Raw genomic sequence first — 12,082 nt, forward strand, 5'->3', positions numbered from 1 at the left:
GACCCCGCATGCCCAGCCGTTTGAAGGACTATCTAATCGCCTTGAGCGCAGGTCTGTGCCTGAGCGCCAACGCGTCTGCCATGCCGGGCGAATCAGCGGACTACGCCTTGCTCAGCCGGGCGACCGCAGCCATTCCGGTTGCCTTGCAGCCGGTCCAACGGCAGTGGCTGCAGACACGCAAAGAATTGATTCTGGGAACTTCCGCACCTGACTATCCGCCGTTCGACATGACCGTCAGCGGTACGGAGTACGAGGGACTGACCGCCGACTACGCCGGGATTATCGGCAAGGCCACCGGTTTGCCGGTTCGGGTGCAACGCTTTGCCTCACGCGACGCCGCAATCAGCGCATTGATCAATGGCCAGGTCGACTTGCTCGGCACAGCCAATGGATACGAAGCCGGTAACGCCAACCTGGCGCTCTCCATTCCCTATGCAGTCGATCAGCCGGTGCTGGTGACGCGCGAGGACGAAACCCGCTCTTTGACCGAAGGTCTGGCAGGCCTGCGCCTGAGCATGGTCTATCACTACCTGCCGCTGCCCGAGATCAGAGCGATCTATCCCAAGGCGCTGATCACCTGCTATCCGTCCTATCAGAACGCAATCAACGCGGTGGCCTTCGATCAGGCCGATGTGTTTCTCGGCGACACCCTCTCCACCCATTACATGATCAACAAGGGCTATCTCAACAATGTACGCATGGCCAACTTCGGCAAGCAGGAAGCCCATGGCTTCAGCTTCGCAGTGCGGCGCGGCAATCCACAGTTATTGGGCATTATCGACACAGTGCTTGCAGCGATCCCGCGCAGCCAGCGCGATGACATCGCCAAACGCTGGAGCGCCGGCAGCGACCTGCTGCTCACCGACAGTAAACTCCAGCTGACCGATCGTGAGGAGAACTGGCTCAAGCAGCATCCCGTCGTCAGCGTGGTGGTCAATGAAGCTTACGCACCACTGACCTTCTTCGACAGCGCCGGCAATTTCCGTGGCATCAGTGCCGACCTGCTCGAGCTGATCCGCTTGCGTACGGGCCTGCGTTTCGAAATTCAGCGCAGCCGCAACGATGCAGAAATGATCAGGCAGATCGACAACCACAAGGCCGATCTGATTGCCGCCCTGCTGCCCAGCGCCGAACGTGAAAAAAACCTGAGTTTCAGTCGCCCGTATCTGGAAAATTCCTACGTACTGCTGACCCGCAAAAGCGCCGACAGTCCGACCAATCTGGCCCAACTCAAAGGCAAGCGACTGGCGATCGCTCAAGGCAATCCTCTGGTTGCTTATCTGCACGAGAATTTTCCGGGCATCGAACTGATCGAAACGCCCGACACGTTCAGTGCCGTGTCGATGCTTGCCGAAAACCATGTCGAGGGTGCGGTGAATTCGCTGGTGATTGCCAACTACTTCATCTCTTCGCGCATCTTTGATCGGCCGTTGCAGATCACCACCACGATCGGCACCGACCAGGCCGCTTTCTCGCTGGCGACCGCCCGGGACAATACTGAACTGGCCTCGATCATCAACAAGGCACTATTGAGCATCGCCCCCGAAGAACTCGGCGTTATCAACGGTCGCTGGCGCGGGTATTCCACTGCCTCGCAAAACATCTGGCAAAACTACCAGCGCCTGTTCTATCAAGTGGTCGCCGCCGCTGCCCTGGTACTGCTATTGCTGTTGACCTGGAATGCCTACATGCGTCATCAGATCAAACAGCGCCAGGCCGCCGAACGTGCATTGAGCGACCAACTGGAATTCATGCGCTCGCTGGTCAATGGCACACCGCATCCGATCTATGTCCGTGACCGGCAGGGTCTTCTGCAAAGTTGCAACGACAGTTATCTCGAAGCGTTCAATGCCCGGCGCGAGGACATCATTGGCAAAGGTGTCATGCAGGGCACGCTGAGCAATGCCTTCGAAGCCCAGGCATTCCATGCCGATTACCAGAGAGTCATCGCCGAAGGCAATCCGTTGATACTTGACCGGCCGCTGCATATCGGCAACCGGCGCCTGACCATCTATCACTGGATTCTTCCCTATCGCGACTCCAGCGGCGCGGTCCAAGGCATCATCGGCGGCTGGATCGACATCAGCGAACGCCGCCAATTGTTCGATGAGCTGCGCGCGGCCAAGGAGCGGGCGGACGAGGCGAATCGGGCCAAGAGTACATTTCTGGCGACCATGAGCCATGAAATACGTACGCCGATGAATGCCGTGATCGGGATGCTTGAACTGACCCTCAGACGTATCGATCCGCACCATCCTGATCGCGCGTCGATCGACACCGCCTACCATTCGGCCAAGGACCTCTTGGGGTTGATCGGCGACATTCTCGACATAGCGCGCATCGAATCGGGGCGCCTTGGCCTGTGTCCGGAATGGATCAATCTGGTCGACACGGTGAATTCCGTTGCGCGCATCTTCGACGGTCTTGCCCGACAGAAGAATCTCGCCTTGCAAACTGTCTTCAACCCTCGGGATCCGGCCATAGATGTGCACCTGGACCCACTGCGCTTCAAACAAGTGCTGTCCAATCTGGTCAGCAATGCCATCAAATTCACCGAACACGGGCATGTGCGGATTACCCTGGAAATGCTCACGCCGGACGCCCCCGGACGCACCTTGATGCAGTTGACCGTGCAGGACAGCGGTACCGGTATCAGTGCCGAGGACCAACAGCGTTTGTTCGAACCTTTCGCACAGGCGGAAAACGGCAGCCGGCAAGCCAAAAACGGCGCGGGGCTTGGACTGGTCATCAGTCGTAACCTGTGCGAAATGATGGGCGGGCAGCTGCAGTTGAGCAGCCAGCCCGGCATCGGCACTCAAGTCTGCGTGTCGCTGCCACTGGACAGCCTGCCGGCGAAGATCAAAGCGCAGAAAGGCGAACCGTTGATCAAGACCGCGACAACACCATTACACGTACTGGTCGTCGACGATCATCCCGCCAATCGCCTGCTGATGTGCCAGCAACTGGAATTTCTCGGTCATCGCTTCAGCCTCGCCGAGGACGGCTGCAGCGGCCTCGAACTATGGAAGTCAGGGCATTTCGATCTGGTGATCGTCGACTGCAACATGCCTTTGATGAACGGCTATGAGATGACCCGCGCGATACGCCAACTGGAACTGCACAACCGCCGGCCGCCGTGCACCGTGCTGGGCTTCACCGCCAATGCCCAGCCTGAAGAAATCCAGCGCTGCAAACTTGCCGGCATGAACGATTGCCTGTTCAAACCCTTGAGCCTGACCCTGCTCGGGCAGTGGATCGATGAAATCACACCGAACTCCCCCGCGCCGGTATTCGACCTGCAAAGTCTGAGCGTGCTGACCGGCGGCAACCCGGCGCAGACGCGTCGCATGCTCGCGGAACTGCTTAAAAGCAGCCGTCTCGACCGCGAGGAACTGCTCACTCTGTCGCCCGAAGATGATCGCGAAGCATTGGCCGTGGTTGCGCACAAGATCAAGGGCGCGGCACGCATCGCCCAGGCCGCACGGTTGATCGAATGTTGCGACGCCCTCGAGGAAGCTTGCCAGCAAGCCTTCGCATCGCAGGAGATAGCCCGCCGCTGGGCGGCAACCAGTCAGGCAATGCTCGAACTGGAACAGGCCCTGCAGAATCAATTGACCCTGGCCGACCAAGGCACATTGAGCGAGTCTTAACTATGCTTTGGCGCTGAGCAGTGAGTTAAACATTCATGGAGAGCCTGCAATGCACAGCCCACTGCGCCCCGAGCAACGCCGGTTGCCGCTGCACGTGCACATCAGCGTCATGTTCACCTTTCTCTTGTTGCTCACGGGCGTGGTGCTGGGCCTGTTCAATTACCACCAGACCACGCAGATCATTCTGTCGAGCAGCGAGAAACTGTTTGATCGCATCGAACAGGACGTACGCAACGACTTGCAGGCGACTTATCAGCCGATCCGCAACCTGCTGAGCCTGCTGGCAGACACCCCGGCCACCCATACTGGCAATCTCGAGCAACGCCTGTCTTTGCTCAAGCCCTTCAGCCAGTCACTCAGCGACAACCCGGCACTGGCGTCGCTGTATCTGGGTTATGCCAGTGGCGACTTCTTCATGGTGCGGGCACTGCGCTCTGCGGCGATCAAAGCACAGTTGCAGGCGCCGGACGCGGCGGCATACCAGGTCTGGAGCATCGAGCACGACCCGCAAGGCGCCGTACGCTCGCAATCACTGTTCTTTGATCAGGCTCTGTCGTTGATCAGCCGGCGCGAGCATCCAGATGAAGCGTACGATCCGCGCAGCCGAAACTGGTTCAGCGAGGCCCTGCAACAGGCCGGGCAGATCACCACCGAGCCTTACGTATTCTTCTCCACCCATAACGTCGGCACCACCCTGGCCCGACGCGCCGGTGAGCATGCCGTGATCGGTGCCGACCTGACGCTGGCCGCGTTGTCGACGACGCTGAACAAACATCGGGTCACCGCGTCGACCGAAATCGCCTTGTACGATGCCGATGGCAATGCGGTGGCTTATCCCGACAGCAGTCGCCTGATCGTCGATGACCGCACCGCGCGGCTCGCCAGAGCGGCCGATCTCAGCCCGGAGCTGAGCGCGCTGCTGAGCACTGAGAACAACGACAAGCGCCTGCAGGTCAACAGTCGACAATGGATTGTTGCGCGCACGAGCATTCAGGAAGGCGGGCCGAAAGGTCTGCAATTGGCGCTGCTGGTGCCGGAAGACGAATTACTGGTGGATGCATTCCGCATGCGCTGGCAAGCAGCACTGATTACCCTGACCATCCTCTTGCTCTGCCTGCCATTGGGCTGGGTGATTTCGCGGATTCTGGTCAAGCCGCTGCACGCACTGGTCAAGGAAGCCGATGCGATCCGCAGCTTCGACTTCAATTTTCCGCTGGCGCGACGCTCCCTCGTACTGGAAGTCGATCAATTGAGTTTGTCGATGGCGCGGATGAAGGAAACCCTGGGGAGCTTCTTCCGGATCACCGACAGTCTGTGCGCTGAAACGCGATTTGCCCCGCTGCTCGAGCGCGTGCTGTTCGAAACCGTGCAGATCGCCCAGGCGCAGGCCGGTCTGATCTACCTGCGCGAAGCTGACGGTGCGCGCATGGAACCTTATGGTCTGATCATCAACGGCGTGCCCCAGGCACTGGAGGCGTTCGATATTCAGGGGCGTGACCTGCACAGGAACACTGGGCCGGCCTGGTTCGAACAACTGGTCAGCGCCAACAATGTGGTCAGCCACCTGGGCTTCGATCAGGCGGGCGACTTGCAGAAAATCCTGTTGGCCATGGAATCACCGCGCATTCATCTGATCGGTATCCGCCTGCACAACCAGCACGACGAAACCATCGGCCTGCTGATTCTGCTGGTCAATGACAGCGGCGCGCCGAGCGACCTGGAAAAGCTGCGGCCTGACCGCATCGCCTTTTTGCAAGCTGTCTCGGGCGCGGCGGCGGTCAGCATTGAAAGTCAGCGCCTGCAAGCTCGGCAGAAACAACTGCTCGACGCGTTCATCCAACTGCTCGCCAGCGCAATCGACGCCAAAAGCCCGTATACCGGCGGCCATTGCCAGCGAGTGCCGGAACTGACATTGATGCTCGCCCATGCTGCCGCCGCCAGCCAGGAACCGGCGTTCAGCGCCTATCAGCCCAGTGAAGATGACTGGGAGGCGCTGCACATCGCCGCATGGCTGCACGATTGCGGCAAGGTCACGACGCCGGAATACGTGGTCGACAAAGCCACCAAACTCGAGACCATCAACGACCGCATCCACGAAATCCGCACCCGCTTCGAAGTGCTCAAGCGTGACGTATGGATCAATTACTGGCAGACGCTGGCGAGCGGCGCAGACGAAGCGGCGCTGGCCCGCTCGCGCGACCATGAGTTGCTGACGCTGGATGAAGATTTTGCCTTTGTCGCCCGCTGCAATCTCGGTGGCGAGGCCATGGCCGAGGCCGATCTGCAACGCCTTGACCGGCTTTCCAAGCGCACCTGGATGCGCACACTCGACGATCGCCTCGGTGTGTCCTGGGAAGAAAACGGCCGTCAGGCAAAAACGCCGGCGCCTGCGTTACCCGTCAGCGAAAGGCTGCTGGCCGACAAACCCGAGCACCTGATCGAACGCAACCAGAACGAGCTGATTCCGGAAGACAACCCCTGGGGCTTCAAACTCGATGTGCCCGCGTACAAATACAACCGCGGCGAGTTGTACAACCTGAAGATCGCCCGTGGCACGCTGACCCGTGAAGAGCGCTACATCATCAACCATCACATGGTGCAGACGATCATGATGCTCAGCCACCTGCCCTTCCCCGGCCACCTCGACAGCATTGCCGAGATCGCCGGCGGCCATCACGAAAAAATGGACGGCACCGGGTATCCGAAACGGCTGAAACGCGAGGAGATGAGCCTGCCGGCGAGGATGATGGCGATTGCCGATATTTTCGAAGCGCTGACTGCCGCCGATCGCCCTTACAAGAAAGCCAAGTCGTTAAGCGAGGCGCTGGGGATCATGGCGACCATGTGCCGTGAAGCGCACATCGATGCGCCACTGTTTGGCCTGTTCATCAACGAGGGGGTGTACATGCAGTACGCAACGCGGTTTCTCGATCCCGCGCAAATCGACAGCGTGGACACGGCCAGCCTGATGCACAAGGCTGGCCTCAGCGGTTGATCAGCAGTCGGTCAGGCGCAGGAAAATCGCTGCCAACTGCTCGATGCCGGCCTGATCTTCGGCGCCGAAACGCGCCAGCTTCGGGCTGTCGAGGTCGAGCACGCCGATCAGGCGACCGTCCTTGACCAACGGCACCACCAGTTCGCTGTTGGAAGCGCTGTCGCAGGCAATGTGGCCAGGGAACGCGTGTACATCCTCGACGCGCTGGGTTTGCAGGCTGGCAGCCGCCGCGCCGCAAACACCGCGCCCGAACGGGATGCGCACGCAAGCGATCTGGCCCTGAAACGGCCCGAGCACCAGTTCTTCGTTGCGATTGAGGTAGAAACCGGCCCAGTTCAGATCATCGAGCTGGTTGAACAGGAACGCGGAAAACTGCGCGGCATTGGCGATGAAATCGCGCTCGTCCGCCAGTAGCGATTCCAGTTGCGCGGCCAACATACCGTAGCCTTCGAGGCCCTGGCCACTGTGTTGCAAATCAATCATGCCTTGTGCTCCAGCAATTTCAGTCCCACCCAGTAGCGAGCGAATTGATACGCGCAACGTCCGTTGCGATTACCGCGGCCGGTGGCCCAGCGCACGGCGAGAATGTCCAGTGCTTCGTCGCGCTGCCAGCTCAGGCCGGCCTTGGCGGCCAACTGGCCGATCCAGTGCTCGACGACGTTGAGAAAATGTTCCTGGGTAAACGGGTAGAACGACAGCCACAGACCGAAACGGTCAGACAGGGCGATCTTGTCTTCCACCGCTTCGCTCGGGTGCAGTTCGCCGTCGACGCGCTTCCAGTTTTCGTTGTCGCTTTCCTTTTCCGGCACCAGGTGGCGGCGGTTGGAAGTGGCGTACAGCAAGACGTTGTCGGGGGCCTGCTCGAGTGAACCGTCGAGCACGCTTTTCAGCACGCGATAGTCGCCTTCGCCGGACTCGAACGACAGGTCATCGCAGAACAACACGAAACGTTGCGGCAATTTGGCGACTTGCTCGACCACGCGTGGCAGGTCAGCCAAGTGATCGCGTTCGATCTCGATCAGACGCAGGCCCGCGCCAGCGTGTTCGGCAAGCAACGCACGCACCAGCGAGGACTTGCCGGTACCGCGCGAGCCCCAGAGCAAGGCGTGGTTGGCCGGCATGCCATCGAGAAATTGTTGTGTGTTGCGCCCCAACTGCTCCAGCTGACGGTCGACGCCGATCAGGTCCGACAGGCGCATGTCGAGGCTGACTTCCAGCGGCAGCAGATAACCGCTGCGCCCGTCACGCTGCCAGCGCGCGGCCAGGCAAGTGTTCCAGTCAATGACAGGGCGCGGTGCCGGCAACAGTGGTTCGATTCGCGCCAGAACCGACTCGGCGCGTTCAAGAAAAGCATTCAATCGGGAATCCACGTCTTCTCCTCGGGCACTTTCACAGTGATGATGACGATCCAGCGAACCTGCGCAGATAGAATTGCCCGAGCAAGCCTTGTTACAAGGCGATTCGGGAACCTCGGTATCCATACATGATCGACTATGCTTGAGCAGCGAAGGGAAACGGAAGTGGTTCAACACCCCATGGATATCAAATTCACCCACCGGCTGTCATACAAGCAAGCCAGGCTTACCGTGCTGGTCGGGTTCATTCTGGGCACCCTGCTCAGTCTGCTGCAGATCGGCATCGATTATGCCAGCGAAGACGCGTCCATCAACCGGGAAATCCTCGCGCTGCTGGAAATCAGCCACAATCCGGCCTCGCGCATCGCCTATAACATCGACGCCGAACTCGCGCAGGAACTCACCCTGGGTCTGCTCCGCTCGCCTGCGATCATCGCCGCGCAACTGATCGACAACAACGATACCGTGCTGGCCAATGTCAAACGTCCGGAACTGCAAAGCAATTATCGGCTGATCAGCGATTTCCTGTTCGGCGCCAAGCGTCATTTCGAAGATCGACTGTACCTCGACCACTTGCCCAACGAATCCCTCGGCGTGCTCAAACTGGAAGTCGACACCTATGCCTTTGGCAGTCGCTTCCTGCGCCGCGCCGAAGTCACCCTGCTCAACGGTTTCGCCCGTAGCCTGCTGCTGACCGGGATCCTCCTGGCGCTGTTCTACGTGATGCTGACCAAGCCGCTGGTGCGAGTCATCCGCGAGCTCAGCGGCCGCGATCCACGTAGTGCCGAGCCGACCACGCTCGAGTGCCCGGCCGGCCACGGCAACGATGAAATCGGCGTACTGGTCAAAGTTGCCAACCAGCAATTCGAAAACATCGCCACCGAAATCCAGCAACGGCGCACAGCGGAAAACCGTCTCACCGAATACCTCGCGCAACTCGAAGACATCGTCTCGGCGCGCACCGCCGAGCTGAAAGCAATCAATGCCCGCCTCAGCCAATCCAACGAAGAACTCGAAGTCGCCCGCCGCACCGCGCTGGACATGGCCGAAGCGCGTTCGGCATTTCTGGCCAACATGAGCCATGAAATCCGCACGCCACTCAATGGCTTGCTGGGGATGATCGCCCTGTCGCTGGACGGCCCGCTCAACGCTGAGCAGCAGCAACAACTGTCGATCGCTCACGACTCGGGCAAGGTGCTGGTGGAACTGCTCAACGATATTCTCGACCTGTCGAAATTCGACGCCGGGCAACTGGAGCTGGAAAACATCCCCTTCGACCTCGGTTCGCTGATCGAAGACACCGCCAACCTGCTCTCGCAGAACGCCGCGCCGAGCGTCGAGCTGACCTGTCTGATCGAGCCGCACTTCCCGGCGCTGGTGCTGGGCGACCCGACCCGGGTGCGGCAGATCGTCAGCAACCTGTTGTCCAATGCGCTGAAATTCACCCGCTTCGGTCGGGTCGATGTGCGTTTGTCGACACACAAGGGCGGCGTGCGTATCGAAGTCTGCGACACCGGCATCGGCATCGCCCAGGAAGCCCAGGTGAAAATCTTCCAGCCGTTCACTCAGGCCGGTGCTGGTATCACCCGGCAATACGGCGGCACCGGGTTGGGTCTGGCGCTGACGTACAACCTCTGCGAGGCGATGCAAGGTCGCCTGACCATCAGCTCGGAAAGCGGTTTTGGCAGCCAGTTCTGTGCCGAGCTGCCACTGCCCTCTCACACTCGCGCGCTGGTACCGGAGCCGTTACGCGGCAAGGTTCTGGCGATCACCGCTGCCAGCAGCGGTCTGGCGGAGCTGCTGAAAAGCTTTTTGCCCGTGTGGGGTCTGGAGTACATGCAACGCACCATCGACGATTCGCGGCTGGGCCTCAATCCCGACGTGGTTATCACCGATTGCCCGGAATGCCTGTTCGGTTTGCGCCCGAGCATCACTGCGCCGATCTTGCTGGTGACGGCTTACGGCAGTTTTCTGCCCAGCGAAGAAGCCGCCGCCCTCGCCCCACTGCAACAACAAGCCCGGCCGCTGGCGCGCAATGCGCTGCACCAGCATCTGCGGCGGATTCTGCAACCGGATGTCGACACCCTCAGTGAATCGCAAGCGGACGCCTCGCCTTCCGCGCGTCGTGGCAAGGTGCTGCTGGTCGAGGACAACCCCGTCAACCAGTTGGTCGCCAAAGGCATGCTCGGCAAGCTTGGCTGCGACGTGGTGGTGGCGGGCCATGGTGCCGAGGCTCTGGATCAATTGGAGTTTGCCGATTTCGATCTGGTGCTCATGGACTGCAACATGCCGGTGATGGATGGCTATGAAGCCAGTCGGCAGATTCGCCAGAGCGGGCGCTGGCCGAATCTGCCGATTGTCGCGCTGACCGCCAATGCCATGTCCGAGGAACGCGAACGTTGCCGCGCGGCCGGCATGAGCGACTATCTGGCCAAACCGTTTCGCCGCGAAGAACTCGCGGCGTTGCTCGATCAGTGGATACCGACTACGACAGCGCTTTGATCTGCCCGAGCAAGTGATCGAGGCCGGCGCGTAAATCATTGAGCCGGTCGAGATCCACACCGCTGTCGCACAGCAGGCGCGCCTTGAGCGGCCCGACCTCCTCGCGCAATGCGGCTCCGGCAGGCGTCAGGCTCAAATGCACTTCGCGTTCATCACGTGCCGAACGTCGGCGCTGGACCAGATCAATCTGCTCCAGACGCTTGAGCAACGGCGTCAACGTGCCCGAGTCCAGCGCCAGACGCTCGCCCAGGGCTTTCACCGTCGGTTGCTCCGGCGCAGCGTCCTGCCACTCCCACAGCACCAGCATCGCCAGATACTGCGGGTAGGTCAGGCCCAACTGATCGAGCATCGGCTTATAGGCGCGAGTCACCGCCCGTGAGGCCGCGTACAGCTTGAAGCACAACTGGCTGTCGAGCTTCAGCGAGTCACCCCGCTGGCTCATTTGAGCAGTGCTTCGATCTCGCCGCTCAGGTCCTGCGGCTTGGTCGTCGGCGCGAAACGCTTGACCAACTGGCCGTCCTTGCCGATCAGGAACTTGGTGAAGTTCCACTTGATGCCTTGCGAACCGAGCACGCCGGGAGCGCGCTTCTTCAATTGCACGAACAACGGATGAGCATCGGCGCCATTGACATCGATCTTCTTGAACAGCGGGAAGCTGACACCGAAATTCAGTTCGCAGAACTCACTGATGGCGCCCTCGTTGCCCGGCTCCTGCTTGCCGAACTGGTTGCAAGGAAAGCCCAGCACCACCAGCCCTTGGTCCTTGTAGGTCTGCCAGAGTTCTTCGAGGCCTTTGTATTGCGGAGTGAAGCCACACTTGCTCGCCGTGTTGACCACCAACACGGCTTTGCCGGCGTAGTCAGCCAAAGTTTTTTGCTCACCCTTGATGGTGGTGCAAGGGATATTCAGCAGGTTGTCGCTCATGGGTCGGCTCCGCAATCATCAGGAAGTCGCAAACATAACGAGCAATTGAATTGTGTGCAATTCAATTAACCAAAACAAAGGCGACAAAACCTGTCGCCTTGTTCGTTACTCGCGGGGCTCGAGATCCAGGCACACCGAGTTGATGCAATAACGCAGCCCGGTCGGCGGCGGGCCATCCGGGAACACGTGCCCCAGATGCGCATCGCAGCGCGCGCACTTCACTTCAGTGCGGATCATGCCGTGGCTGGTGTCGCGAATTTCGGTCATCGCGCTTTCGCCGATCGGCGCATAGAAGCTCGGCCAGCCGCAGCCAGAGTCGAATTTGGTGTTGGAATCGAACAGCGGCTCGTTGCAGCAGACGCAGTGGTAGACACCGTCGGTTTTGGTGTCGTTGTATTTGCCCGAGAACGGGCGCTCGGTGGCACTCAGACGGCAGACGTTGTACTGCTCGGGGTCGAGCATGGCCTTCCACTCTTCCAGGGTTTTCTGCAACTTTTCCATCATCACACCTCAGCAGCTGAAAAAGCCCGATCTGTACCTTTTCCACGGATCGGGCGGCACGTATGATTGCGCCTCGTCACGCGCCAGTCTGGCAGCCAGACCGGGCGCATTCAAACGGATTCTGAGCGCAAAAGCGCCAGACCTCCGCCTGTGCG

Annotated in this window: 8 protein-coding genes; 3 read left to right on the forward strand and 5 right to left on the reverse strand. The window is 60.1% G+C overall.

Annotation, left to right across the window (positions count from 1 at the left end):
• Nucleotides 1-8 precede the first annotated feature (8 nt).
• Nucleotides 9-3,650: a transporter substrate-binding domain-containing protein gene (locus tag AC4IHP_RS13300; protein ID WP_490831879.1), complete on the forward strand. Its 3,642-nt coding sequence runs from the start codon at nt 9-11 to the stop codon at nt 3,648-3,650.
• A 49-nt stretch (nt 3,651-3,699) separates the two neighbouring features.
• Nucleotides 3,700-6,645, forward strand: a complete 2,946-nt coding sequence (locus AC4IHP_RS13305) for an HD domain-containing phosphohydrolase (RefSeq protein WP_490831880.1) — start codon at nt 3,700-3,702, stop codon at nt 6,643-6,645.
• On the opposite strand, the gene AC4IHP_RS13310 is transcribed toward AC4IHP_RS13305, so the two are convergent.
• Nucleotides 6,646-7,128: a GAF domain-containing protein gene (locus tag AC4IHP_RS13310; protein WP_039759879.1), complete on the reverse strand. Its 483-nt coding sequence runs from the start codon at nt 7,126-7,128 to the stop codon at nt 6,646-6,648. It abuts the gene before it with no gap.
• The gene (locus tag AC4IHP_RS13315; protein ID WP_041478431.1) at nt 7,125-8,015 is read right to left on the reverse strand and encodes an ATP-binding protein; all 891 of its coding nucleotides are present in this window, start codon (nt 8,013-8,015) and stop codon (nt 7,125-7,127) included. The genes AC4IHP_RS13310 and AC4IHP_RS13315 overlap by 4 nt, the downstream gene beginning before the upstream one ends.
• Nucleotides 8,016-8,180: 165 nt before the next feature.
• Between AC4IHP_RS13315 and AC4IHP_RS13320 the strand changes: the two genes are divergently transcribed.
• A complete protein-coding gene (locus AC4IHP_RS13320) occupies nt 8,181-10,502 on the forward strand; it encodes a hybrid sensor histidine kinase/response regulator (RefSeq protein ID WP_490831881.1) in 2,322 nt (773 codons plus the stop codon).
• On the opposite strand, the gene AC4IHP_RS13325 is transcribed toward AC4IHP_RS13320, so the two are convergent.
• The 3 genes from AC4IHP_RS13325 to msrB form a co-directional block, all read right to left on the reverse strand.
• Nucleotides 10,486-10,944, reverse strand: a complete 459-nt coding sequence (locus AC4IHP_RS13325; protein WP_490831882.1) for a MarR family winged helix-turn-helix transcriptional regulator — start codon at nt 10,942-10,944, stop codon at nt 10,486-10,488. The genes AC4IHP_RS13320 and AC4IHP_RS13325 overlap by 17 nt on opposite strands.
• Entirely contained in the window at nt 10,941-11,426 is a 486-nt protein-coding gene (locus tag AC4IHP_RS13330; RefSeq protein WP_490831883.1) for a glutathione peroxidase, read from the reverse strand. The genes AC4IHP_RS13325 and AC4IHP_RS13330 overlap by 4 nt, the downstream gene beginning before the upstream one ends.
• A gap of 105 nt (nt 11,427-11,531) precedes the next feature.
• Entirely contained in the window at nt 11,532-11,927 is a 396-nt protein-coding gene (gene msrB / locus AC4IHP_RS13335) for a peptide-methionine (R)-S-oxide reductase MsrB (protein WP_460120537.1), read from the reverse strand.
• Nucleotides 11,928-12,082: the final 155 nt, after the last annotated feature.

The sequence above is a fragment of the Pseudomonas sp. UF-293 genome (assembly GCF_058245595.1).

What these genes read in the sequence shown, in the direction of transcription:
- AC4IHP_RS13325 (WP_490831882.1), bottom strand. Translation starts at nt 10,944, where the DNA reads ATGAGCCAGCGGGGTGACTCGCTGAAGCTCGACAGCCAGTTGTGCTTC.
- AC4IHP_RS13300 (WP_490831879.1), top strand. Translation starts at nt 9, where the DNA reads ATGCCCAGCCGTTTGAAGGACTATCTAATCGCCTTGAGCGCAGGTCTG.
- AC4IHP_RS13330 (WP_490831883.1), bottom strand. Translation starts at nt 11,426, where the DNA reads ATGAGCGACAACCTGCTGAATATCCCTTGCACCACCATCAAGGGTGAG.
- AC4IHP_RS13305 (WP_490831880.1), top strand. Translation starts at nt 3,700, where the DNA reads ATGCACAGCCCACTGCGCCCCGAGCAACGCCGGTTGCCGCTGCACGTG.
- msrB (WP_460120537.1), bottom strand. Translation starts at nt 11,927, where the DNA reads ATGGAAAAGTTGCAGAAAACCCTGGAAGAGTGGAAGGCCATGCTCGAC.
- AC4IHP_RS13320 (WP_490831881.1), top strand. Translation starts at nt 8,181, where the DNA reads ATGGATATCAAATTCACCCACCGGCTGTCATACAAGCAAGCCAGGCTT.
- AC4IHP_RS13310 (WP_039759879.1), bottom strand. Translation starts at nt 7,128, where the DNA reads ATGATTGATTTGCAACACAGTGGCCAGGGCCTCGAAGGCTACGGTATG.